This is a genomic window from Rhodococcus sp. YL-1 (assembly GCF_001942025.1).
GTDB classification, from domain to species: domain Bacteria; phylum Actinomycetota; class Actinomycetes; order Mycobacteriales; family Mycobacteriaceae; genus Rhodococcus_F; species Rhodococcus_F qingshengii.
Window position 1 is genome coordinate 2,161,179 of sequence record NZ_CP017299.1, and the last position, 22,588, is coordinate 2,183,766.

General features: G+C 62.4%; 23 protein-coding genes. 11 read left to right on the plus strand and 12 right to left on the minus strand.

What is annotated here, in order from left to right:
- The first annotated feature begins 8 nt into the window (after nucleotides 1-8).
- The 3 genes from BH682_RS10095 (at nucleotide 9) to BH682_RS10105 (ending at nucleotide 3,436) form a co-directional block, all read left to right on the plus strand.
- Nucleotides 9-1,394 carry an MFS transporter gene (locus tag BH682_RS10095; RefSeq protein WP_083954658.1) on the plus strand — a complete coding sequence of 462 codons (1,386 nt, stop codon included), beginning with the start codon at nucleotides 9-11 and terminating at the stop codon, nucleotides 1,392-1,394.
- A 121-nt stretch (nucleotides 1,395-1,515) separates the two neighbouring features.
- The gene (iri, locus tag BH682_RS10100; protein WP_075832792.1) at nucleotides 1,516-2,952 is read left to right on the plus strand and encodes a rifampin monooxygenase Iri; all 1,437 of its coding nucleotides are present in this window, start codon (nucleotides 1,516-1,518) and stop codon (nucleotides 2,950-2,952) included.
- 58 nt (nucleotides 2,953-3,010) lie between these two features.
- Complete coding sequence (locus tag BH682_RS10105) at nucleotides 3,011-3,436, plus strand: hypothetical protein (protein WP_100245418.1); 426 nt, start codon at nucleotides 3,011-3,013, stop codon at nucleotides 3,434-3,436.
- A 39-nt stretch (nucleotides 3,437-3,475) separates the two neighbouring features.
- On the opposite strand, the gene BH682_RS10110 is transcribed toward BH682_RS10105, so the two are convergent.
- The 4 genes from BH682_RS10110 to BH682_RS10125 all read right to left on the minus strand — a co-directional run bounded on the left by BH682_RS10110 (nucleotide 3,476) and on the right by BH682_RS10125 (nucleotide 7,011).
- Nucleotides 3,476-3,793 (minus strand): hypothetical protein, encoded by a 318-nt coding sequence (locus tag BH682_RS10110; RefSeq protein ID WP_037125592.1) that lies wholly within the window; start codon nucleotides 3,791-3,793, stop codon nucleotides 3,476-3,478.
- A 61-nt stretch (nucleotides 3,794-3,854) separates the two neighbouring features.
- Entirely contained in the window at nucleotides 3,855-5,039 is a 1,185-nt protein-coding gene (locus BH682_RS10115; RefSeq protein ID WP_075832794.1) for a phytanoyl-CoA dioxygenase family protein, read from the minus strand.
- Nucleotides 5,040-5,212: 173 nt separating this feature from the next.
- Nucleotides 5,213-5,989: a TIM barrel protein gene (locus BH682_RS10120; RefSeq protein WP_083954659.1), complete on the minus strand. Its 777-nt coding sequence runs from the start codon at nucleotides 5,987-5,989 to the stop codon at nucleotides 5,213-5,215.
- Nucleotides 5,986-7,011 (minus strand): Gfo/Idh/MocA family oxidoreductase, encoded by a 1,026-nt coding sequence (locus BH682_RS10125; RefSeq protein WP_007727343.1) that lies wholly within the window; start codon nucleotides 7,009-7,011, stop codon nucleotides 5,986-5,988. The genes BH682_RS10120 and BH682_RS10125 overlap by 4 nt, the downstream gene beginning before the upstream one ends.
- Before the next feature lie 115 nt (nucleotides 7,012-7,126).
- Here BH682_RS10125 and BH682_RS10130 point away from each other — a divergent pair, with 115 nt between their 5' ends.
- The 4 genes from BH682_RS10130 to BH682_RS10145 all read left to right on the plus strand — a co-directional run bounded on the left by BH682_RS10130 (nucleotide 7,127) and on the right by BH682_RS10145 (nucleotide 11,228).
- Nucleotides 7,127-8,128: a LacI family DNA-binding transcriptional regulator gene (locus tag BH682_RS10130; RefSeq protein ID WP_075832796.1), complete on the plus strand. Its 1,002-nt coding sequence runs from the start codon at nucleotides 7,127-7,129 to the stop codon at nucleotides 8,126-8,128.
- 160 nt (nucleotides 8,129-8,288) lie between these two features.
- On the plus strand, nucleotides 8,289-9,290 hold the full coding sequence (locus BH682_RS10135; protein WP_007727338.1) for a substrate-binding domain-containing protein: 1,002 nt from the start codon (nucleotides 8,289-8,291) through the stop codon (nucleotides 9,288-9,290).
- A 63-nt stretch (nucleotides 9,291-9,353) separates the two neighbouring features.
- Nucleotides 9,354-10,412 (plus strand): ABC transporter permease, encoded by a 1,059-nt coding sequence (locus tag BH682_RS10140; RefSeq protein WP_003940759.1) that lies wholly within the window; start codon nucleotides 9,354-9,356, stop codon nucleotides 10,410-10,412.
- 3 nt (nucleotides 10,413-10,415) lie between these two features.
- Nucleotides 10,416-11,228, plus strand: a complete 813-nt coding sequence (locus tag BH682_RS10145; RefSeq protein ID WP_007727336.1) for an ATP-binding cassette domain-containing protein — start codon at nucleotides 10,416-10,418, stop codon at nucleotides 11,226-11,228.
- A 58-nt stretch (nucleotides 11,229-11,286) separates the two neighbouring features.
- On the opposite strand, the gene BH682_RS10150 is transcribed toward BH682_RS10145, so the two are convergent.
- The 4 genes from BH682_RS10150 to BH682_RS10165 are packed head-to-tail and all read right to left on the minus strand — an operon-like array spanning nucleotide 11,287 to nucleotide 14,982.
- Entirely contained in the window at nucleotides 11,287-12,291 is a 1,005-nt protein-coding gene (locus BH682_RS10150; RefSeq protein WP_075832798.1) for a Gfo/Idh/MocA family protein, read from the minus strand.
- Nucleotides 12,288-13,154 carry a TIM barrel protein gene (locus BH682_RS10155; RefSeq protein WP_007727332.1) on the minus strand — a complete coding sequence of 289 codons (867 nt, stop codon included), beginning with the start codon at nucleotides 13,152-13,154 and terminating at the stop codon, nucleotides 12,288-12,290. Before BH682_RS10155 ends, BH682_RS10150 begins: the two co-directional genes overlap by 4 nt.
- Nucleotides 13,151-14,191, minus strand: coding sequence for a Gfo/Idh/MocA family protein (locus BH682_RS10160; protein ID WP_075832800.1), 1,041 nt, complete (start codon nucleotides 14,189-14,191; stop codon nucleotides 13,151-13,153). Before BH682_RS10160 ends, BH682_RS10155 begins: the two co-directional genes overlap by 4 nt.
- Nucleotides 14,191-14,982 (minus strand): SDR family oxidoreductase, encoded by a 792-nt coding sequence (locus tag BH682_RS10165; RefSeq protein ID WP_075832802.1) that lies wholly within the window; start codon nucleotides 14,980-14,982, stop codon nucleotides 14,191-14,193. The genes BH682_RS10160 and BH682_RS10165 overlap by 1 nt, the downstream gene beginning before the upstream one ends.
- A 75-nt stretch (nucleotides 14,983-15,057) precedes the next feature.
- On the opposite strand from BH682_RS10165, the gene BH682_RS10170 reads away from it, so the two are divergent.
- Nucleotides 15,058-16,080, plus strand: coding sequence for a LacI family DNA-binding transcriptional regulator (locus BH682_RS10170; protein ID WP_075832804.1), 1,023 nt, complete (start codon nucleotides 15,058-15,060; stop codon nucleotides 16,078-16,080).
- 58 nt (nucleotides 16,081-16,138) lie between these two features.
- Here the strand turns inward: BH682_RS10170 and BH682_RS10175 are convergent, their stop codons facing one another.
- Genes BH682_RS10175 through sdhC form a run of 4 tightly spaced genes read right to left on the minus strand, consistent with a single transcriptional unit; the run spans nucleotide 16,139 to nucleotide 19,534 of the window.
- Nucleotides 16,139-16,906 (minus strand): succinate dehydrogenase iron-sulfur subunit, encoded by a 768-nt coding sequence (locus BH682_RS10175; protein WP_003940925.1) that lies wholly within the window; start codon nucleotides 16,904-16,906, stop codon nucleotides 16,139-16,141.
- Complete coding sequence (gene sdhA / locus BH682_RS10180; RefSeq protein ID WP_003941011.1) at nucleotides 16,906-18,657, minus strand: succinate dehydrogenase flavoprotein subunit; 1,752 nt, start codon at nucleotides 18,655-18,657, stop codon at nucleotides 16,906-16,908. The genes BH682_RS10175 and sdhA overlap by 1 nt, the downstream gene beginning before the upstream one ends.
- Nucleotides 18,658-18,672: 15 nt before the next feature.
- Entirely contained in the window at nucleotides 18,673-19,128 is a 456-nt protein-coding gene (locus BH682_RS10185) for a succinate dehydrogenase hydrophobic membrane anchor subunit (RefSeq protein WP_075832806.1), read from the minus strand.
- Between the two features lies 1 nt (nucleotide 19,129).
- Nucleotides 19,130-19,534 (minus strand): succinate dehydrogenase, cytochrome b556 subunit, encoded by a 405-nt coding sequence (gene sdhC, locus BH682_RS10190; RefSeq protein WP_020969155.1) that lies wholly within the window; start codon nucleotides 19,532-19,534, stop codon nucleotides 19,130-19,132.
- A gap of 253 nt (nucleotides 19,535-19,787) precedes the next feature.
- Between sdhC and BH682_RS10195 the strand changes: the two genes are divergently transcribed.
- From BH682_RS10195 to BH682_RS10205, 3 genes are read left to right on the plus strand one after another with little or no spacing between them, the layout of a single operon-like run.
- Nucleotides 19,788-20,192, plus strand: coding sequence for a cytidine deaminase (locus tag BH682_RS10195; protein ID WP_042923516.1), 405 nt, complete (start codon nucleotides 19,788-19,790; stop codon nucleotides 20,190-20,192).
- A complete protein-coding gene (locus BH682_RS10200; protein ID WP_075832808.1) occupies nucleotides 20,185-21,480 on the plus strand; it encodes a thymidine phosphorylase in 1,296 nt (431 codons plus the stop codon). The genes BH682_RS10195 and BH682_RS10200 overlap by 8 nt, the downstream gene beginning before the upstream one ends.
- A 9-nt stretch (nucleotides 21,481-21,489) precedes the next feature.
- Nucleotides 21,490-22,575 carry an adenosine deaminase gene (locus tag BH682_RS10205; RefSeq protein WP_050654872.1) on the plus strand — a complete coding sequence of 362 codons (1,086 nt, stop codon included), beginning with the start codon at nucleotides 21,490-21,492 and terminating at the stop codon, nucleotides 22,573-22,575.
- Nucleotides 22,576-22,588 lie beyond the last annotated feature (13 nt).

Genomic DNA, 22,588 nt, shown 5'->3' on the forward strand with positions numbered 1-22,588 from the left:
CTGGTGCAGTGACATTTCCCCGCGGACTGGCGCTGCTCGTGGCAGCAGCGCTGTTCATGGAGATGCTGGACGCGACGATTCTCGCAACGGCACTGCCGTCGATCGCCCAATCTTTCGGAGTTGATGCCGTCGACGTCAATGTCGCCGTTTCTTCGTACCTCCTGGTGTTGGCCGTCCTGATCCCGGCGAGCGGATGGATGGCCGACAGATTCGGAACGCGACGTGTCTTCATCTCTGCCATAGCCGTTTTCGCGGTGGCATCGGTGGGATGTGCACTGAGCACCTCCCTCCCGATGCTGGTGGGAATGCGTGCTTTACAAGGGGTAGGCGGCGCCATGATGGTGCCGGTAGGGCGGCTCGCAGTATTGCGGGTGACGTCGAAGGCGGAACTCGTACGGGCTATCGCTTACTTGACGTGGCCGGCGCTCACAGCGCCGGTTCTTGCGCCCGCTGTGGGTGGAGCCATCGTGTCGATCGCTTCGTGGCGCTGGATCTTTCTGATCAACGTTCCGATCGGGATCGTCGGGTTTCTGCTGGCATTGCGCATGGTGCCCGACATTCGGCAAACGCAGAAACGGAGCCTTGACTGGCTGGGATTGGTGGTGATCGGAGCAGGCGTCGCAGTGCTTGTCGTGGCGCTCGATAACGTGCACAGTGCCGGAACCGACTGGCTAAGAGTGTGCCTCGGGATCGTTGCGGCTCTGATCTTGTTGAGCTTGGCCGTCATTCACCTCGTCCGGTCGGATCATCCGCTCATCGCGCTCGGCGTCCTCCGACTTCGATCGTTTCGGCTCGTCGCGTCGAGCGGCTCGCTGTACCGGCTCGTGATCATGGGCGTGCCGTTTGTGCTGCCGTTGTTGTTCCAAGTGGGATTCGAAATGTCGGCGTTCAAGGCCGGTCTGCTGGTGATGGCTCTGTTCGCGGGGAATATCGCGATCAAACCGCTCACCACTCCGCTCATGCGCAGGTTCGGGATCAGACTAGTTCTGGTGGGAAACGGAGTTCTGTCGGTGGTGTGCTTCGGTGCGCTGGTACTGATCTCGTCGACGACACCGGACGTCGTAATCGCTGTCGCACTGTTTGTCAGTGGCGCGTTGCGATCCATCGGGTTCACCGCGTACAACAGCTTGGCGTTCGCCGACGTCGACTCGGGTGAGCTGACCGATGCCAATACTCTGCATGCAACGCTGCAAGAGTTGGCGTCCGGTCTGGGTATTGCACTGTCCGCGTTGGTGATCACGCTCTGCACACCGTTGGCGGAGTCGGGGGATCTGAGCGGCGGAGTGCCGTTTTCTCTGACGCTGGGTGTTCTCGGGGCCATGCTGGTGCCGACGGTGATCGAGAGTTGGCGGCTCCCACGCGATGCAGGTGCTGTGGTGTTGGTGCGCCGATGATGAAGCGTCTTCCGCCACCTTCATCATAACGCGGGACCCGGGGCTTGCGGCAAGGCCCCGGTGATGGTGCACACTCGTCTGCTGCGAGCAAGCAAAAGCCTTGCCCGAAGGAGGGGATCGCATGAGTGACGTCATCATTGTCGGTGCTGGACCAACTGGATTGATGCTGGCAGGTGAGCTCCGGCTGCAGGGCGTCGATGTCGTCGTCGTGGACAAGGACGAGGAGCCGACTCAGTTCGTCCGTGCCCTCGGCATCCATGTGCGCAGCATCGAAATAATGGAGCAGCGCGGGTTGCTGGACAAGTTCCTCGCGCACGGCCGCAAATATCCGCTCGGTGGATTCTTCGCGGGGATCAGCAAACCGGCACCGGCGCACCTCGATACTGCGCACGGGTACGTACTGGGCATTCCTCAGCCCGAGATCGACAGGATTCTTGCCGAACATGCCACCGAAGTCGGTGCGGACATTCAGCGAGGGAAGCGCGTCGTCGCGATCCGTCAAGACACCGATAGCGTCATAGCGGAATTGTCCGACGGCACAACACTTCACGCGCGTTATCTCGTGGGCTGCGACGGCGGCCGCAGCACTGTTCGGAAGCTGATCGACGTCGGGTTTCCCGGCGAGCCGTCGAGCGCCGACACGTTGATCGGCGAAATGGACGTGACCATGCCGGCTGATGAACTGGCCGCCGTTGTCGCCGAAATCCGGGAAACGCACAAACGATTCGGAGTCGGTCCCGCCGGCAATGGTGCTTTTCGCGTCGTGGTACCCGCGGCCGAAGTTGCCGACGGTCGCGCGGTTCCCACCACCCTCGACGACATCAAGCAACAGCTACTGGCCATTGCGGGCACCGACTTCGGTGTGCACTCACCGCGGTGGCTCTCGCGCTTCGGTGACGCCACCCGTCTGGCGGAGCACTACCGGCGCGACCGGGTGTTCCTCGCCGGCGATGCCGCACACATCCACCCACCGATGGGCGGACAAGGCCTCAATCTCGGTGTCCAAGATGCCTTCAACCTCGGCTGGAAGCTCGCCGCAGAGATCAACGGCTGGGCACCGGACGTCCTGCTCGACACGTACGAATCGGAACGGCGTCCGGTGGCTGCCGACGTTCTCGACAACACGCGCGCGCAGGCGGAGCTGATCTCCACCGCAGCCGGTCCACAAGCTGTGCGACGCTTGATCTCCGAGTTGATGGACTTCGAAGACGTCATGCGTTATCTGACCGAGAAGATCACTGCGATCTCGATTCGCTACGACTTCGGCGAAGGTGACGACCTACTCGGTCGGCGGCTGCGGAACATCGCGTTGACGCGCGGCAACCTGTACGACCTGATGCGATCCGGCCGCGGACTTCTTCTCGACCAGGGTGGCCAACTGTCCGTCGATGGTTGGAGCGATCGCGCCGACCACATCGTTGACACAAGCACTGAATTGGACGCTCCGGCTGTCCTGCTTCGGCCGGACGGTCACGTGGCATGGGTGGGGGATTCGCAGGCGGAGTTGGATACTCAGCTGTCCACGTGGTTCGGCCGGCCGGCGACGGGCCCCGTGTGACTCTTCGGATTCGGCAACCGAGCACCGTGGCGACTCGGACGCACTACCGTTGACGACTATGAGGCGAAGGTCAGCACAGGTTGCGGCTGCGGCAGCGGGCTCTGTGGGAGCGCTGATGCTGACAAGCTGCACGACCAATGTCGATGTGCCGAAAACCTTTGCCGCCACGATAACGGTGACCGGTCAGGCAGAGCAGGCCGAGACGGTCTCTGGAGAGTGCGTGATCGACATGATTCGTGTTGCTCCGAACGACCAGATTCAGATTTTCGGGGGCAGCGGCGCTGCATCCACAAGGTCGGCACTCGAGGTCGAGGCAATCGATCAACTTCCCGACGGAATGAGCACCTGCTCCTACACCGCACATTTTGATGCCGTCCCCGCAAACCAGAGAAACTATGAGGTGAGCTTGGGCCACTTCTCTCCGGAGTCCTTCAGCTCAGATGAGTTGGAGAACGGTGTCACCTATCAACTTCGCCGGCCCTGACTGAACCAGTTCTCCCTCGCGTTGTATCCGGTCCGACTTTCACTGAGCTCGCTTGGTGGTCCCGTCGCCTCCGCGCTGTCGAGCCTTACCGGGGTTGATGTGGAGCCGAACACCCTCGTAGGCGACTGTGTACGGCACATCGTCGTCGTTGTCCGGGTCGCCGGAGTCCGCAGGATCCGGAAGTTCCGCGATCTGTTCGATGACAGTCTGTGCTCGCGCCGCACCGGGATCGAACATCTCCTGAAACGGCCCGACGAACGACCCCCCAAGCCCGCGGCGCCTTGCCCGAACAGCCGCCCACCCGAACACCGCCAACGGGCCGATCATGGCGAACAGCACTAACAAGTCCCACCCCATGCCACGAGCGTACCGACTGACCGGCATTGGGCGGTCCAAGTCTCGTCAGCGCTGTCGTCCCTCAGGCCATTCGTCTCTCGGACTGTGCCTTCAGCAACTCGGCCAGAAGGTCAGGCGAGATCCGCTCGCGAACCGCCTCCATCACTAGTTCGGCCTGCGTCTGAGGCGCGAGGCCGTCGATCGGTTGGTCTCGGTCCAGATTGGTCGGGAAGGCGTAGCCCTCAGCGGAAGCGGCGACGGCACAGCGAACGGACTCGTCGGAACCTGCTTCGCTGAGGGCGAGCAGTGCCGGATAGATCGCGTTGACGAGCGCGTCCCGGTCAATGGTTCCGAGGGCGCGACCGAAGGCTGACGACACCTGAAGAAGATTTGCCATGCGCAGGACGTCGGCGGATTTGTTGTGGCCGGCGGCGTGGAACAGTGCAGGGTTGAAGAAGACGGCATCTCCCTTCTCCAAAGGTAATTGGACGTAATTGGCCTCGAAGAACTCCTTGAACTCGGGACGCTCGAACGCGCGGTATCCGGATTCGAATTGTTGGGAGTACGGCAGATATTTCGTCGGGCCCGTCTCGACCGGCATGTCCACATGGGCGACTGCACCTTGCAAGGTGAGGGCGGGGGTCAAGCGATGAACGTGCGCTCGGAACTTCGCAGCGACGTCGCTCGACATGAAACCGAGGTGGTAGTCGCGATGTGGATTCTGTGCGGCGCCACCGGGATTGACGACGTTGACGTCCGACGTCACCTGATACATGGGGCCGAGCCAGGCTTCCGAAGCCAAAGCGACAATGCTGTTTGCGTAGTAGTCGACGTAAGCCTTGGGATCTTCGAGCGCCAACTTCAGTTGTGCTCCCCAGATCCGGTCATTGGCTCCGGGTTTGGCGAAGTGATCTCCGGACACCGCGCCGGCTTCGTGTTGGCGCGCAATGAGTTCACGGAAGACCGCACTGGCGCGATCCAATACCTCCGCGTCGAACGCGCCTTGGAAGACCGTGATGCCTGGACCGGTGAGTAACGCGCGGGCGATCTCGTCCTGAATCTCCGCCCGGATTTTAGGATTCGACAATTTGTCGACCAGAGCATCCGAGCGGTAGAGAAGAACGCCGTCGGCCACCGAATGGGCGTACGGGTAATCGACGGGGTCTGTCTCGTGTGCGACCAGAGCGGCGAAGTCTTCGATGTTGCAATCTTCTCGGTGCAACCTACCCGCGAACGGCACGGTGTGGTCGGTCAGTGCTGGAGTCATTCGGGGGCCTTCCTGCGGAGTTCACGATGTGCTGTGACTCAAAGACTGCCAAGGAAAAGCCATCGAAACTACCCCTGAAATCCATCAAAAAGACCTCAGGAGGCGCTCCCCGTGGACTCGACCGGTGACGGAAAATCTGCGCGCTACGACGGGATCACGTTCCTGCGTGAGAGTTAGAGAGTGAAGGCGTTCCGGAAAGCAGTGAGTGCGGTGTCACTGTCTCCGGATGCCCAGCCCTCCAATCCGATCGTGCCGGCGTAACCCTGCTCGGCGAGAACGCGTGCGATGGCTGGGTAGTTGATCTCGCCGGTTCCGGGTTCGCATCGGCCGGGTACGTCGGCCACCTGAATCTCGCCGATGTTGTCACCACAACGCCGCACGAGTTCGATGAGGTTTCCTTCGCCGATCTGTGCGTGGTAGAGGTCGAGCATCATCTTGAGGTTGGGGTGTGAGACGGATTCCACCAGTGCCAGAGTGTCTTTGGCTCTGGCCATCGGTACGCCAGGGTGATCGACGATCGTATTGAGATTCTCGAGGCAGAAGACGACTCCGGCGTCTTCACCCCGTCGCGCGATCTTCTCGAGAGCGCGTTGGGCCGTCAGCCACATCGCTCCCGTAGTTCGATACTGCGGGCGCGCGGCCTGTCCGTCGATCAGCTCGCCGGTATGGAAGTTCAGCCGAGGAACGCCGAGTTTCGCTGCCGGCGCGAGGCATAGCGCCGCTGTACGTACGAGTTCGGCGCTGCCCGCTTCGTCGAACAAATCGCCGTGAAGATAGCCGGTCATCGAGGAGAACCGAGCCCCGGTGGCGACCAGAGCATCGAGGTCCTTGTCTTGCCAACTCCAGATCTCGGCTGCGAACCCCGCCTCCGAGATCCGCCGAATGCGTTCGACGACAGGGAGTTCGGTGAACGTCATCTCGGCAGAGACCGCCAAATCGAAGGGGCTCACTGCGGCACCGACAGCAGCGATACGGGCAGTCCGGTTTCCACGGATTCTTTTGCAGCCAGTGCGATTTCCAGGGCGTTGCGAGCATCGAGACCGTCGACCGACGGCGCGCTGCCGGAGCGGATGCAGTCTGCGAAGTGCGCTAGCTGGGCAACATAGGCGTCGTGAAACAGTTCGATGTTCACCCGAGGTGTGTCGGCCCGAACGCCCGGTGAGCTGTAATGACGCATCGCGGTCCGCGTGACCTCGCCTGCACTCACCATTCCACCGGAACCGAAAACCTCGCCGCGAACGTCGTAACCGTAGGTGGCCTGGAAGTTGGCCTCGGCCGACGCGAAGGCGCCGTTGTCGAACCGCAACTGAACCATCGACGTATCGAGGTACCCCTGCTCCTTGTACTGCGGATGGACGAGAGCATCGGCCTGCGCGAACACCTCGACGACGCGTGCCCCCGGGTTGAGCCAGAGCAGGGCGTCGAAGTCGTGAATCAGTGTCTCGTTGAAGATCGTCCACGGCTTGACTCGAGAGGCGACGTCGGCGGTGATTCCCGGATCGCGAGTCAGAGAGCGAAGTAGCTGCGGGGTCCCGATTCCGCCGGAGGTGATCACGTCGTGGGCCGCCGCGAAATCGGCGGCGAAACGGCGATTGAAACCGACCTGCAGCGCAACATTGTTCGCGGCGCATGCGCCGATTGCGCGATCGGCGTCCTCGAGTGTCAAAGCCATCGGCTTTTCGCAGAAGACATGCTTGCCGGCCTCCGCTGCTGCTACCACGAGATCGGTGTGAGTTGATGCGGGCGTACTGATGAGCACCGCTTCGACGGTCGGATCGGCAATCAGCTCAAGGGCGTCGGTGTACGCGCGGGCGTCGGGACTGACACGTTCGATCAACGACGCCGCAGCGCCGGGCGCAGGATCGGCGACGGCGACGAGACGGGTGCCGGGGATACGCAGCGCGACGGACTCGCCGTGGAAACGGCCGATCCATCCAGCGCCGATCAGACCGACTGCAACAGAGGCAGACATGGGGGCTCCGTTCGGAGTGAGGATGAGGAACTAGATCGTTCTAGTCGTGTCAGTAAAGCGCTGGTTGCCTCGTGCGTCAACGTTTCGGCGTGTATTCGCTGGAACGATCTAGTCTGTGGAGGTGAACAGTCGACGCCCCACCTTGCAAGACGTAGCAGACCTGGCCGGTGTGTCACGCGCACTGGTGTCCATCGTCATTCGCGATGTCCCGGGTGCCAGCGATGCGACGCGGGTACGGGTCAAGGCGGCCGCGGACGAACTCGGCTATCGACCCGACAACGCGGCGCGACTGCTGCGCCAGCATCGCAGCCGCCTGATCGGTGTCAGTTATGTTGCCGCGCAAACCTTTCACGCGGAGCTGCTCGACGAGATCTACGACGCAGCCGAACGCTTGCGCTACGACGTCGTTCTCAGCGCTGTCTCGGACCGCAGGCCTGGCTCGCGCGCCGTGCGCACCCTGCTCGACGACCGATGCGAGGCGATCTTGCTGTTGGGTTCGCAGGCGCCGGAATCGGAGATCGTCGACCTGGCGGCCAAGGTTCCCGTCGTCGTGCTCGCCCGGAAGATGCCCTCAGCACATGTGGACGTTGTCCGCACGGACGACGAGGCGGGCGCCGTGATGGCCGTGAATCATCTCGTCGGACTCGGGCACCGCTCGATCGTCCACGTCGACGGCGGACGCGGTCCGGGCGCCCAGGAGAGGCGTCAGGGCTACCGGAAGGCCATGCGGGCGGCCGGACTGGAATCGCGGATACTTCCCGGCGGCCTCACGGAGGAGTTCGGCGCGGACGCCGCGCGGTCGATGGTCGACCAAGGGATTCCCAGTGCGGTCTTCGCTTTCAATGATCGTTGCGCGCTAGGAGTCCTGGACGTCTTCTTGCGTGCGGGAGTCTCGGTGCCCGGCGACGTCTCCGTGATCGGATTCGACAACAGTGCATTGGCAGGTTTGGCGCACATCGATCTGACCAGTGTCGGGCAGGACACGGCGTTTCTGGGTGGCGCCGCGGTGGAGCGAATCTCCGAACGTCTCGACGCCGGAAGTGGACTCTTGGGCAAGGACATAGTCGCGCAACCACAACTAGTGGTTCGAGGTTCAACTGGACCTGCAGCGCGTTGACCTGGCCTTTCCACTCCCTTCAGTTTGTCTGGTCTTTGATAAGCAGTCCTAATGTCAGAACAAACTATTGACATTCGACTGTGACGGGTATTACATCTTTCACATACAACCGAGCACCATCCGTTCGCGGGCCGTTGGTTGATGTCGAGAGGGAGTTCACATGTCGTTTCTCACGGGGCGCAAGAGCGTTGCCGTACTGGCCGGAGCCTCAGTCGTGGTCTTGGGTCTGGCCGCCTGTTCCAGCACCGGCGGTAAGCCGGATTCATCCGGATCCGGAATGGGCGCGGGTACGGCGGACACGCCCCGCGCCACCATTGCGATGATCACCCACGAAGTTCCCGGTGACACGTTCTGGGATCTGGTGCGCAAGGGAGCCGAAACCGCAGCGGCGAAGGACAACATCGAACTTCGGTACTCCGCCGATCCCGAGGCACCGAATCAGGCCAACTTGGTTCAGAGCGCGATCGACAGCAAGGTCGACGGGATTGCCGTTACCCTCGCGAAGCCCGACGCCATGGTTGCCGCGGTCCAAAGTGCCACCGCCGCGGGCATTCCGGTGGTCGCCCTCAACTCGGGCCTCGAAACTTGGAAGGACATGGGCGTCAAGGAGTACTTCGGTCAGGACGAGTCGATTGCCGGTGAAGCTGCCGGCGAGCGACTCAACACCGAAGGTGCGACCAAGGTGCTGTGCGTGATTCAGGAGCAGGGCAACGTGAGCCTCGAATCACGGTGCGCCGGTGTGAAGAAGTCGTTCAAGGGAACGACGGAGATTCTCAACGTCAACGGCAAGGACATGCCGTCGGTGGAGTCGACCATCACCGCGAAACTTCAACAGGACCCGGCAATCGATCGAGTTCTCGCGCTCGGTGCGCCGTTTGCATTGACGTCCGTGACGTCGGTCGGCAATGCGGGCAGCAAGGCGAAGGTCGTCACCTTCGACACCAACGCGGCGCTCGTCGACGCCATCAAATCCGGTGACGTGCAGTGGGCAGTGGACCAGCAACCCTTCCTGCAGGGCTACCTCGCCATCGATTCGCTGTGGCTTTACCTCAACAACGGCAACGTGATCGGTGGTGGCTTGCCCACCCTGACCGGACCCGCGTTCATCGACAACACCAACATCGACTCGGTCGCCGAGTACGCCAAGAACGGAACTCGCTGATCCGGGCGCGCGGAGGGCTGAGAGTCCGCCCTCCGTGCGCCTGTCCAGCACGGAAGGGAAATCATGTCCACTCAGGCAGATCTCGACCTTGCCGCCCATAAAGTCGTGACCGATGAACGGGTGAAGGAGCAAAAGCGCATTCAGCGTCTGCTGCTCCGCCCGGAGATGGGTTCACTTGTCGGCGCCATCGCCATCTTCATCTTCTTCTGTATCGTCGCGGCACCGTTCCGCACGCCGGAAGCGCTTGCGACAGTGCTCTACTCCAGCTCCACGATCGGCATCATGGCTTGCGCGGTCGCCCTGCTCATGATCGGCGGCGAGTTCGACCTCTCCGCCGGCGTCGCAGTCACCACGTCCTCTCTCGCCGCGTCGATGATCGCCTACAACCTGCACCTCAACCTGTGGGTGGGCGCGATTCTGGCGCTGGTCGTCTCGCTCGCCGTCGGATTCTTCAACGGCTACCTCGTCATGAAGACGAAGATTCCCAGCTTTCTCATCACCTTGAGTTCTTTCCTGATGTTGACCGGTATCAACCTGGCCGTCACCAAGCTCGTGAGTGGTCAGGTGGCCACACCCAGCGTCTCCGACATGGCTGGATTCGATTCCGCCAAAAAGGTATTCGCGTCGTCGTTCTCGGTCTTCGGGGTGTCCGTCAAGATCACGGTCGTGTGGTGGCTGCTGTTCACCGCGATTGCAACATTTGTTTTGTTCAAGACCAAGATCGGCAACTGGATCTTCGCGGTCGGCGGCAATCAGGACAGTGCCCGCGCGATCGGTGTGCCCGTGACCGCAGTCAAGATCGGCTTGTTCATGACCGTCGGCTTTGCTGCCTGGTTCGTGGGCATGCATCTGCTGTTCTCGTTCAACACCGTTCAGTCCGGTCAGGGTGTCGGTAACGAGTTCCTGTACATCATCGCCGCAGTCATCGGCGGTTGCCTGCTCACCGGTGGTTACGGAACCGCGATCGGCGCTGCGATCGGTGCATTCATCTTCGGTATGACCAACCAGGGCATCGTCTACGCAGGCTGGAACCCGGACTGGTTCAAGTTCTTCCTCGGCGCCATGCTGCTCTTCGCGGTCATCGCCAACAACGCATTCCGCAACTACGCTGCGAAAAGGTGACACATGAGTACCACAGCTGAAGTTCCCGCTCTCTCGAACTCGGGCGGCAACGTGCCACTGATCGAGCTCAAGGACGTCGGTAAGCAATACGGAAACATCATCGCGCTCAAGGGAATCAACCTGCGCGTCGGTGCGGGTGAAGTAACAGGCGTGCTCGGTGACAACGGCGCAGGCAAGTCCACGCTGATCAAGATCATCGCCGGTCTGCACCAACAGAGCGAAGGTGAACTACTCGTCGACGGTGAACCGACAACGTTCCACTCGCCGAAAGAAGCTCTCGGCAAAGGCATCGCGACGGTCTATCAGGACCTCGCCGTCGTTGCGTTGATGCCGGTGTGGCGCAACTTCTTCCTCGGGCAGGAACTGCGCAAGGGCGGTCTGATCAAGTCGCTCGACGCCAACGCCATGCGCGCGACGACTCTTTCGGAACTGTCGAAGATGGGCATCGAACTACCTGACGTCGACGCACCGATCGGTAGTCTCTCGGGCGGTCAGCGTCAGTGTGTTGCCATCGCCCGCGCCATCTTCTTCGGCGCGCGCGTGCTGATTCTCGACGAGCCGACAGCAGCGCTCGGCGTCAAGCAGTCGGGAATGGTGTTGCGCTACATCACCGCTGCCAAGGAACAGGGATTCGGCGTCATCTTCATCACGCACAATCCGCACCACGCGTACATGGTCGGCGATCACTTCGTGCTCCTCAACCGAGGCAGGCAGAAGCTCGACGCCAAGTACGACGACATCTCACTCGAAGAACTGACCAAGGAGATGGCGGGCGGTGACGAGCTCGAGACGCTGACCCACGAGCTTCGCCGCTAGATCAAAACCTCGCGACTGCAGCCTCGGTTCGAATCGAACCGAGGCTGTAGTCGTTTCGTCACAGGATGGTCGTCGGCCGAACCCCGAGGCCGGAATGCATGTACGCCTCGTCGATCATCGTCATGTTGGCTACCGCGTCGCCCGGCCCGATCGGCAGCGCCGAGACCCCGGACAGATGATCGGCGAACGCTTCGAGTTGATAGGTGTACGACGACTTCGTGCCCAGATGCTCGACGCTCGTGCGCCCACCGGCCGTGACGGAGACACGGTCGTCGATGTCCGGCTGCAGGAAGTTGTGTACCAGGACGTCTCCTTCAGTGCCGAATACTCGGAAGGTGAAGTGATACCGCTCGTCCAACATCGTGGTCACCACGGATGCCGTGGCGCCGCTGGGGTATTCGAGTTCGATGTCGAACCACGAATCAACCCTCGGAGCATATTCCTCGTGGCGGGTCTCGGTCACCACTGGCGCACCACCACAGACGTCACTCAGCGTCCGGGAAGCATGTAACCCGTAGCAGCCCAGGTCCATCAGTGACCCGCCTGCCAAGGCGAGCTCCCACCGCGGGTCGTTCTCGGATGGTGTGGGCATCCGCAGTACGGTTTCCACCCGAGTGACCGCGCCGACGGCGCCGCTTCGAACCAGATCCAGCAGGCGCCGGTTCACCGGATGAAAGAGGTAGTGGAACCCCTCGAGCAGCGTCACGCCGCTCACGCGTGCTGCCTCGGCTACAGCACGCGCTTCCACCGCGTTGCTCGAAAACGGTTTCTCCGTCAGCACGTGCTTGCCGGCCTGAACGGCGGCGAGATTCCACGGTCCGTGCAGGCTGTTGGGCAGCGCGTTGTAGACGACCTCCACCTCCGGATCCGAGATCAGCTCGGCGTACGAACCGACCACCCGTTCGATCCCATGCTGGGCCGCATAGGCTCTGGCCCGCTCGGGGTCGCGTGCGGCAACGGCCACCAGGCGGTGCCCGGTGGCCGTTGCAGGTTTGATCATCGCGTTCTCGGCGATGCGTGAGGCTCCCAGAATGCCTATCCGCAGCGGGGTAGGAGGTGTCACAGAACCGACCGCAGATACTCGACGCTCGCTCGCACATCGCGCACCGGTCCCTCGTCCGACGGCGCTTCGGCCAGAATGGTGTCCTGCTCGAGCACGTACCACCCGTCGAAACCGTGGCGCTGCAATATGGCTGTGACACCGGCGATGTCGACGTCGCCGCCACCGAGTGGACGGTACATTCCCGCCTTCACGCCGTCGGTGTAGGTGAGCTCACCTCTGCGAACGCGTGATGCGAGGGCATCGTCGACGTCCTTGAGATGCACGTGGGTGATGCGCTCGGGAGCTTGACGCGCCAGGTCGACCGGATCGGTGCCGCCGATCAACAGGTGGCCGGTGTCCAGGCACAGGGGGATGGCCGAGCCGTCGAGCACTCGCAGGACCTCGTCGCGCTGCTCGATCATCGTTCCGACGTGAGGGTGGACAACTGCCCTGATTCCGCGCTCGGCCGCGGCGTCGGTGAGGCGATCGAGATTGTGCAGCAGGGTTTTCCAACTCTGCTCGTCCAGTTCCGGGCGTGAATCGTAGCCGTCGGAACCCGTCGCGGCGGCCAGGACCAAAACCTCGGCACCCGAGGCGACGAAACCGTCGAGGATGGGGGAGATGCCGGGAACCGGATCATGATCGCGATCATGCAGCAGTACCGGTGCGAACCCGCCGACTGCGCTCAGATCGTGATCCGCGAGCACCTTGGCCATTTCGGCGGGTGCAGTCGGCAGAAAGCCCTCCGGTCCGATTTCCGTTGCCGCCAGACCGACTTCGCGCATTTCCCGGAGGACTTGCGCAGGGTCGAGCTGGTAGCCCCAGCCCGGGACTTCGCACACGCCCCAGGAGATCGGTGCGCCGGCGATGCGAGGAGTGCTCATGTGTGTGCCTCATTCTTGTCGTGAAGGAACAGATCTTTGACTTCGGTGATCGTGACGGGCCGACCCTCGCGCAGAGAGTGCGTTGCAGCTTCGGAGATCCAGGCCGACTCGACCGCATCTGCGGGCGTGCACGGTGATTCCCGACGCCCGGCGACAACGCCGAGGAATGCTTCGAGTTCCGCACGGTAGGCGGACGTGAAGCGGTCCATGAAGAACGTGTACGGCTCCTTCGAGGGGAACGATGTTTCGGGGTCGAGGGAGCGGAGTGGCAAGCGGTCGTCCAGCCCGGCAACGACGGAGTCCGCCGAGCCGAGTACCTCGAGTCGGCAGTCGTAGCCGCGGCCGTTGTAGCGGGTATTCGACACGACCGCGATGGTTCCGCCTTCGAAAGTGAGAACCGTTGCGGCGGTGTCGACGTCACCGGCATCGGCGATCCCGCGATCACCCTGATTCGAGCCGGTGGCAAAAACAGTGGTGACTTCGCGGCCGCTGATCCACCGTACGATGTCGAAGTCGTGGATCGAGCAGTCGCGGAAGATGCCGCCTGAGTGTTCGATGTACGAGATCGGCGGGGGAGCGGGATCGAGGGTGGTCGATCGGAGAGTGTGGATCCAACCGAGTTCTCCAGATCGAACCGCGTCGTACGCCGCCACAAATGACGGGTCGAATCGGCGCTGAAATCCGATCTGGACTGGTACCGACGTCTGCTCGGCAGTCGCGAGTACACGAACGGAGGATTCGATGGAGTCGGCTACCGGCTTTTCGCAGAACGTCGGGATGTCTAGGCGAACAGCGGCTTCGATCAATTCGGCATGTGAACTCGACGGCGCGGCGATCAGAACGCCGTGGATGCCTGACGCTAGAAGCGCGTCGGGATCGGCAGCGGACTCCACGTCGAGTTCGCTTGCCACGTCCGAGGTTCGACGTGCGTCGACATCGGTGACAACCAGTGCGTCGACGCCGTTTAGCGTCAGTAGATTTCGGGCGTGGTAGCTGCCGATTCGTCCGAGGCCGACGACTCCGATGCGAGCGCCCATCAGTCCAGCCCTCCGAAGACGTTCTGGTCCCAGTCGATGATCGAACCCGTCACGACTCCGCTGCGATCGGAGAGCAGGAAGACGACGAAGTCGGCGATTTCGTCGACCTGTCCGAGCTTGCCCATGGGGAGGGTGCTGCCCGCGCGTTCCTGCCAGTCGTCACCGGCGTCGTGAAAAGCTCTCTGCGTGAGGTCTTCTCCCTCGGTCTGTGTCCACCCGATGTCGAGACCGTTGATCCGGATACGATCCCAGCGATGCGCATGGGCGGCGTTGCGGGTCAGACCCGCCAGCCCGGCCTTCGCTGCCACGTACGGCGCGAGATACGGCTGCCCGCCGAGTTCGGACGTGGAGATGATGTTGACGATGGACCCGGGGACCGCACGCTCGCGCATGTCTTTGACTGCTGCCTGCATCGTGAAGAACGGACCGCGAAGGTTCACCGCGATGTGCTGGTCGAAGAGTTCTTCGGTGGTGTCGAGCAGCGTGCCGCGCGAGGTGAGCCCGGCAGAATTGACGAGGGCATCCACGCGGCCGAAATGTGAGATCGTCTCGGCAACGCTGGCGAGTGCGGAATCCGTCTGTGCCACATCGGCTTCGATGAAGTGAGTTCCCGGAAGTTCTGCCTCGAGAGTCTTTCCGACGTCAGGGCGTCGGCCGGTGAAAGCCACCTGCGCGCCCTCACGGACAGCGGCACGTACGACGCCGGCGCCGACGCCTTGCGAGCCACCACTGACCAGTACGACAGTGTCGGCTAGGAGTGCGGGCCTGATTACGCCCGGCGGAGAAGTCATGGGTTTAGTCTGGCTGTGACGAAGACCTCGAGCAACAGCGAAAAACCATCAAATATCCATCATTGTGAGGTAGTTGTGGCGCATCGATTCAAAGTGCGGGAGATCGCCCAACAGTCGGGCTTGAGTGAGGCCACCGTCGACCGGGTGCTCAACGACCGTCCTGGAGTTCGCGACGGCACACGATCGGAGGTTCGCCAGGCGATCACGGACCTGGAACGTCAACGCTCGCAACTGAAACTGGTCGGTCGAACATTCATCGTCGACGTCGTGTTGCAAACTCCCGCACGGTTTTCCGACGCCGTCCGCGATGCGCTCGAGGCCGAACTGCCGACCCTTGCGCCCGCTGTGGTGCGGTCCCGGTTTCACTTTCGTGAAACCGGTTCGGTAGAAGCGATGACATCGACGCTCGACAAGATTCGCCGACGCGGGTCCCACGGTGTCATCGTCAAGGCTCCCGACACTGCGGAAGTCGTGGCGGCGATCGATCGGCTCGTGGCGGCAAAGATTCCGGTCGTCACGTTGGTGACCGACGTTGCCGGCAGCAGGCGAGCCGCTTACATCGGCATCGACAACCGAGCCGCCGGAGCCACCGCCGCGTATTTGATCGATCAGTGGCTGGGGGATCGGGACGGCAACGTGCTGGTCAGCATGAGCAGCGGGTTCTTCCGCGGGGAGGAAGAACGGGAGATGGGCTTTCGCTCCGCCATGCGAGTCTCGGCTCCGCATCGACGGTTGATCGACATTCCGAACAGTGACGGTCTGGATCAGACGAGTAGGAAACTGGTGCGAGCGGCACTCGAATCCGATCCGCAGATCCGTGCCGTGTATTCGATCGGTGGTGGCAACCTGGCCACGGTCGACGCGTTCGAAGAACTGAACCGGGAGTGCAGTGTCTTCATCGCCCACGATCTCGACGGTGACAATCGAAAGTTGCTGGGGGAGAGGCGAATATCAGCGGTGCTCCACCACGATCTGCGTGCGGATGTTCGCACTGCCTGTCAGGTGGTCATGAAGGAACACGGCGCCATGGGCGCTCACTTCGGCTTTACGACGTCACCGGTTCAAGTTGTGACACCGCTCAACATGCCCCCGACATAGCTGTGCGCGGTCAAGGAGTCCGGAGACTCCCTAACCGCGCACAGGGTCGAAGGCCTGACTATCGAGCGAAGAGCAGTGCTCGCTTGACTTCCTGAATAGCCTTTGTCACCTGGATGCCGCGGGGGCACGCGTCGGTGCAGTTGAACGTGGTGCGGCAACGCCACACGCCGTCCTTGTCGTTCAGGATGTCGAGACGCTCGGAAGCGGCCTCGTCACGGCTGTCGAAGATGAACCGGTGTGCGTTGACGATGGCAGCGGGACCGAAGTAGCTGCCGTCGCTCCAGTACACGGGGCACGACGTGGTGCAGCATGCGCAGAGGATGCACTTGGTCGTGTCGTCGAAACGAGCACGGTCGTGCTGGCTCTGGATGCGCTCACGAGTGGGCTCGTTGCCACTGGTGATGAGGAACGGCTTCACGGCGCGGAATGCGTCGAAGAAGGGTTCCATGTCGACAACCAGGTCCTTCTCGACGGGCAGGCCCTTGATGGGCTCGACCGTGATGGTGACCGGCTTGCCGTCCTTGGGCAGCATGTCCTTCATCAGCAGCTTGCAGGCCAGACGGTTCACACCGTTGATCCGCATGGCGTCCGATCCACAGACACCGTGTGCGCAGCTGCGACGGAACGTGAGGGTGCCGTCGAGGTAACCCTTTACGTACAGCAGCAGGTTGAGCAGACGGTCGGTGGGCAGTGCCGGGACCTGGAAACTGTCCCAGTGCTGGCCCTCGCCCGATTCGGGGTTCATCCGCGCGATCTTGAGAGTGACCATGACGGCCCCCTCGGGAACAGCGGGGAGTTTGGGTGCATCTACAGCAGGCGCAGACATCAGTACTTACGCTCCATCGGCTCGTAGCGGGTCTGGATCACCGGCTTGTAGTCCAGACGGATGTCGGAGAGCAGGCCGTCACCCTCCTTGTACGCCATCGTGTGCTTCATGTACTCGGCGTCGTTGCGATCCGGGAAGTCCTCGCGAGCGTGGCCGCCACGCGATTCCTTGCGGTTGAGGGCGCCGACGACGGTGACCTCTGCCATTTCGAGGAGGAAGCCCAGCTCGATGGCCTCGAGCAGGTCGCTGTTGTAGCGCTTGCCCTTGTCCTGGACCGTGATGTGGTTGTAGCGCTCCTTGAGAGCACGCACATCCTTGAGTGCCTGGGTGAGGCGCTCTTCGGTGCGGAAGACGGAGGCGTTGTTGTCCATCGACTGCTGAAGCTCGGTGCGGATGTCCGCAACGCGCTCGTGGCCGTGATCGGACAGGATGACGCCGACCCAGTCTTCGACCATCGCGGCCGGGGTTTCCGGCATGTCGACGAACTCGGTGGAGTTCGCGTACTCGGCGGCAGCGATGCCGGCGCGACGGCCGAACACGTTGATGTCGAGGAGCGAGTTGGTACCGAGACGGTTTGCACCGTGTACGGATACACAGGCGCATTCGCCGGCCGCGTACAGACCCTTGACGATCTCGTCGTTGTTGCGCAGCACCTCACCGTTGATCTTGGTGGGGATACCGCCCATGACGTAGTGGCACGTCGGGTAGACGGGCACGGGCTCCTTGACGGGGTCCACGCCGAGGTAGGTGCGCGAGAACTCCATGATGTCGGGGAGCTTCTCGTCGAGAACTTCCTCGGGGATGTGCGTCACGTCGATGTAGACGTAGTCCTTGTTCGGGCCGGCGCCGCGGCCTTCGAGAACCTCGAGGACCATCGAACGCGCCACGATGTCACGAGGAGCGAGGTCCTTGATGGTGGGTGCGTAACGCTCCATGAAGCGTTCACCGTCGGCATTACGGAGAATGCCACCTTCACCGCGGACGGCTTCCGAGATCAGGATGCCGAGACCGGCGAGTCCTGTCGGGTGGAACTGGTGGAACTCCATGTCCTCGAGGGGCAGGCCCTTGCGGAAGATGATGCCCATGCCGTCACCGGTGAGGGTGTGCGCGTTGGACGTCGTCTTGTACATGCGTCCCGAGCCGCCGGTCGCGAAGACGATCGACTTGGCGTGGAAGATGTGCAGCTCGCCGGTCGAGAGCTCGTAGCAGATGACACCGGTGGCAACCGGGCCGTCCTCGGTCTCGGTGATGGCGATGTCGAGCGCGTAGAACTCGTTGAAGAACTCGACGTCGTGCTTGACGCAGTTCTGGTAGAGCGTCTGCAGGATCATGTGACCGGTGCGGTCGGCGGCGTAACACGCACGGCGGACGGGTGCCTTGCCATGGTCGCGTGTGTGGCCACCGAATCGACGCTGGTCGATCTTGCCTTCGGGCGTGCGGTTGAACGGCAGACCCATCTTCTCGAGGTCGAGCACCGCATCGATGGCCTCCTTGGCCATGATCTCGACGGCGTCCTGGTCGGCGAGGTAGTCGCCGCCCTTGACGGTGTCGAAGGTGTGCCACTCCCAGTTGTCTTCCTCCACGTTCGCCAGTGCGGCACACATGCCGCCCTGGGCCGCGCCGGTGTGGCTGCGGGTGGGGTAGAGCTTGGTCAGTACGGCCGTGCGGGCGCGGGGGCCAGCTTCGATTGCCGCACGCATGCCTGCGCCACCGGCGCCGACGATGACCACGTCATAACGATGTTCCTGCATGAAGTCTGTGCTCCCCTAGCTCGCCGAGATATTGGGGTCGAAGGTGAAGATGACGTACGTGCCCAGGCCCGTGATCAGGATCATCGAGAGAACGAGGATCGTGGTCAGCCAGAAGCGCGTGGAGTCCTTGCGGGAGTAGTCCGCGATGACCGTGCGCAGACCGTTACCGCCGTGCAGCTGTGCCAGCCACAACATCGTCAGATCCCAGAACTGCCAGAACGGGCTGGACCAGCGACCTGCGACGAACGCGAAGTTCAGACGGTGAACGCCACCGTCGAGCATCAGCATGATGAACATGTGGCCCAGGACCAGAACGATCAGGGCGACGCCGGAGAAGCGCATGAACAGCCATGCGTACAACTCGAAGTTGTTCCGAGCCTTCGCGCGCGGGGACCGCGGGTTGTCCAGGCTTGCGGGACGGTCGTATGAGGTGCCCAGGCTCTTGGCTTCGGGTCCGTGAGTAGTCGCCATGTCAGTGCTCCGCAAACATGTTGATGAGGATGCGTCCGGCGCCTGGGATCATCACCAGGAACCAGATCGTCAGAATGGTCCAGAGCATGACGCGCTGGTACTTCGGGCCCTTCGACCAGAAGTCCACCAACATCACGCGCACGCCGTTGAGGGCGTGGTAGAGGACTACGCCGACGAGGCCGATCTCCATGAGGCCGACGAGGGGGTTCTTGTACGTGTCGATGACGGCGTCGTACGTATCGGGATTGACCCGAACGAGTGCCGTATCGAGAACGTGTACGAATAGGAAGAAGAAAGTAGCGACGCCCGTGATCCGGTGTAGAACCCAGGACCACATTCCGGGGTCGCCCCGGTAAAGCGACCTCGTGCGCTCCTTCTGAGGAGCGGCTTCAGTCGTAGTACTCATCGAGTGCTGTGCCTCCAACGTCATTGGTGGACGCGTCGAGCCTGCAGAGAGCTTCGATGTACCTCAGCCCGGGCTCGACGGGATCCTGAACCGACTTGACTCAGACTCTAAACCTATGTGAAACCGGGAACTAATCAGATGCGGGATTCGTACGCGTACCAAACTCTTTGTAAGGTTTGCCTTTCCAATCTCGCCGAGACGGTTTCGGCGTGGTTTCTGCATCCATTCAGTCGGCGTGATTGGATAACGAACCATGGGTGACATCGACTGGAAGTTGTTGCGGCACAACGCGCAAGTGGTCATGCGGCACGCCTATGCGCCGTACTCGGGGTACGCGGTGGGTGCAGCGGCCCTGGTAGACGATGGTCGGATCGTCTCAGGATGCAATGTGGAAAATGTCTCATACGGTTTGAGCCTGTGTGCCGAATGTGGACTCGTCGGTAACTTGGCCGCCACCGGGGGTGGCCGGCTGCTTGCCTTCACGTGCTGTGACGCGAAGGGCTCGATTCTGATGCCGTGCGGCCGGTGCAGACAGCTTCTCCTCGAGCACGGCGGGGGTGAGATGCTTGTCGACACGAGCAGTGGGTTCAAGCCGCTGAGCGAGCTGTTGCCTGATGCTTTCGGGCCGGAACAAGCAGAGGGGCTCCGCCATGTTTGACGCAGTTTCCATCATCGGCGCCAAGCGTGACGGCCGCGAGCTGTCGGGAACCGAGATCGACTGGATAGTTCAGGCGTTCACACAGGGGGTCGTCGGCGACGAGCAGATGTCGGCGCTCGCGATGGCGATCTATTTCCGAGGAATGTCGCGAGCAGAGACCGGCCGATGGACCGAGGCGATGATCGAATCCGGCGGGAGGATGGACTTTTCGGACTTGCCGCTGCCCACCGTCGACAAGCATTCGACCGGTGGAGTGGGGGACAAGATCACCCTTCCGCTTGCACCCCTCGTCGCTGCCTGTGGTCTTGCAGTCCCGCAGTTGTCGGGCCGCGGACTCGGCCACACCGGTGGAACTCTCGACAAGCTCGAGGCCATTCCAGGTTGGCGAGCCGAGCTCACGGGGACGGAGATGGTCGACATTCTCTCGGACCCGAAAATCGGCGCGGTGATCTGCGCTGCCGGAGCGAATCTGGCCCCCGCGGACAAGAAGCTCTACGCGCTGCGCGACGTGACCGGAACGGTGGAATCCATTCCGCTGATCGCAAGTTCGATCATGAGCAAGAAGATTGCCGAGGGAACCGGCGCCCTGGTGCTCGACGTCAAGGTCGGTTCCGGAGCGTTCATGAAGGACCTCGGCGACGCGCGAGAGTTGGCACGCACGATGGTCGAGCTTGGCAACGACGCCGGCGTGCGTACAAGCGCTCTCATCACCGGGATGGACACCCCGCTCGGATTGACGGCGGGCAACGCCCTCGAGGTACGTGAATCCGTCGAGGTGCTGGCAGGAGGCGGGCCGTCGGACGTCGTCGAGCTGACCCTGGTCCTGGCTCGGGAGATGCTGTCCGCGGCTGGGATCGACGGTATCGACCCCGCAGACAAACTGTCCGACGGCACAGCCATGGACCGGTGGCGCGCGATGATCGCCGCCCAAGGTGGGGACCCACACGCGACGCTGCCGACAGCTCGGCACAGCGACGTCGTCACCGCGGACCGAGACGGCGTACTGACCCGACTCGACGCCATGGCGGTGGGCATCGCGGCCTGGAAACTGGGAGCCGGACGCGAACGGCAGGGCGAAGCCGTTCAGGCCGGTGCCGGCATCGAGATGCATGCAAAGCCTGGCGACGTGGTCCGTGCCGGGCAGAAGCTGATGACACTGCACACCGACACTCCCGAGAGATTTGATGCAGCGCGACGAAGCCTCGGCGGTGGATGGTCGATCGGGACCGATTCCGACACCGTTTCGCGACCGTTGCTCATCGAGCGAATTGTGGGTGATTCGCGTTAGCGTTGGCGAATGAACGCACCGGAGTTGACCACGATCCGCAGCGCACCCAAAGTTCTTCTCCACGATCATCTCGACGGAGGACTCCGACCCGAGACCGTTCTCGAACTGGCCGAGCAATGTGGCTACGACGAGCTGCCGGCGAATACGGCATCCGAACTGGCGCAATGGTTCCGAACTGCCGCTGACAGTGGATCGCTCGAGCTCTACCTCGAAACGTTCGCGCACACAGTCGCCGTGATGCAGACCCCCGAAGGGCTTGCACGGGTGGCACGTGAGTGTGCCGAGGATCTGGCCGACGACAACGTCGTCTATGCCGAGGTCCGTTTTGCGCCCGAGCAGCACTTGGAACAAGGCCTGAGTTTGGACGAGGTCGTCGAGCACGTTCTCGAAGGTTTCCGGGCCGGCGAATCCGCTGCCAGGGTCGCGGGACGGGAGATCCGCATCGGCTGTCTTCTCACGGCGATGAGGCATGCCGCGCGGTCGCGGGAGATCGCCGAACTCGCGGTGCGATTCCGGGACCGCGGGGTTGTCGGGTTCGACATCGCCGGTGCCGAGGCCGGTAACCCACCGAGCCGGCACCTCGATGCTTTCGAGTACATGCGTGATGCGAACGCTCACTTCACGATTCACGCGGGTGAGGCTTTCGGGTTGCCGTCGATCCACGAAGCCATCGCCTTCTGCGGAGCGGATCGGTTGGGCCACGGCGTGCGGATCGTGGACGACATCGACGTAGGAGTGCAAGGTGGGGCAGAGTTGGGTCGGCTCGCGAACTACGTCCGTGACATGCGCATTCCCCTGGAACTGTGCCCGAGTTCGAACGTGCAGACCGGAGCCGTAGCCGCCCTGGCGGACCATCCGTTCGGACTCTTGGCGGACTTGCGCTTCCGAGTGACCGTCAACACCGACAACAGGCTGATGAGCGACACCACCATGAGCCGGGAAATGGCCGCGTTGGTCGAGACCTTCGGTTACGGATGGACCGATCTCGAACGCTTCACCATCAACGCGATGAAGTCGGCCTTCATCCCGTTCGACGAGCGCCTCGCGTTGATCGACGACGTCATCAAGCCGGGCTACGCCGTGCTCATCGGCTAGATGACGTGCGCCC

Bases quoted from the DNA above. Each gene is read 5' to 3' on its own strand.
- iri (WP_075832792.1), top strand. From the start codon at position 1,516: ATGAGTGACGTCATCATTGTCGGTGCTGGACCAACTGGATTGATGCTG.
- BH682_RS10105 (WP_100245418.1), top strand. From the start codon at position 3,011: ATGAGGCGAAGGTCAGCACAGGTTGCGGCTGCGGCAGCGGGCTCTGTG.
- BH682_RS10110 (WP_037125592.1), bottom strand. From the start codon at position 3,793: ATGGGGTGGGACTTGTTAGTGCTGTTCGCCATGATCGGCCCGTTGGCG.
- BH682_RS10115 (WP_075832794.1), bottom strand. From the start codon at position 5,039: ATGACTCCAGCACTGACCGACCACACCGTGCCGTTCGCGGGTAGGTTG.
- BH682_RS10125 (WP_007727343.1), bottom strand. From the start codon at position 7,011: ATGTCTGCCTCTGTTGCAGTCGGTCTGATCGGCGCTGGATGGATCGGC.
- BH682_RS10135 (WP_007727338.1), top strand. From the start codon at position 8,289: ATGTCGTTTCTCACGGGGCGCAAGAGCGTTGCCGTACTGGCCGGAGCC.
- BH682_RS10140 (WP_003940759.1), top strand. From the start codon at position 9,354: ATGTCCACTCAGGCAGATCTCGACCTTGCCGCCCATAAAGTCGTGACC.
- BH682_RS10145 (WP_007727336.1), top strand. From the start codon at position 10,416: ATGAGTACCACAGCTGAAGTTCCCGCTCTCTCGAACTCGGGCGGCAAC.
- BH682_RS10155 (WP_007727332.1), bottom strand. From the start codon at position 13,154: ATGAGCACTCCTCGCATCGCCGGCGCACCGATCTCCTGGGGCGTGTGC.
- BH682_RS10160 (WP_075832800.1), bottom strand. From the start codon at position 14,191: ATGGGCGCTCGCATCGGAGTCGTCGGCCTCGGACGAATCGGCAGCTAC.
- BH682_RS10165 (WP_075832802.1), bottom strand. From the start codon at position 14,982: ATGACTTCTCCGCCGGGCGTAATCAGGCCCGCACTCCTAGCCGACACT.
- BH682_RS10175 (WP_003940925.1), bottom strand. From the start codon at position 16,906: ATGTCTGCGCCTGCTGTAGATGCACCCAAACTCCCCGCTGTTCCCGAG.
- sdhA (WP_003941011.1), bottom strand. From the start codon at position 18,657: ATGCAGGAACATCGTTATGACGTGGTCATCGTCGGCGCCGGTGGCGCA.
- BH682_RS10185 (WP_075832806.1), bottom strand. From the start codon at position 19,128: ATGGCGACTACTCACGGACCCGAAGCCAAGAGCCTGGGCACCTCATAC.
- sdhC (WP_020969155.1), bottom strand. From the start codon at position 19,534: ATGAGTACTACGACTGAAGCCGCTCCTCAGAAGGAGCGCACGAGGTCG.
- BH682_RS10195 (WP_042923516.1), top strand. From the start codon at position 19,788: ATGGGTGACATCGACTGGAAGTTGTTGCGGCACAACGCGCAAGTGGTC.
- BH682_RS10200 (WP_075832808.1), top strand. From the start codon at position 20,185: ATGTTTGACGCAGTTTCCATCATCGGCGCCAAGCGTGACGGCCGCGAG.
- BH682_RS10205 (WP_050654872.1), top strand. From the start codon at position 21,490: ATGAACGCACCGGAGTTGACCACGATCCGCAGCGCACCCAAAGTTCTT.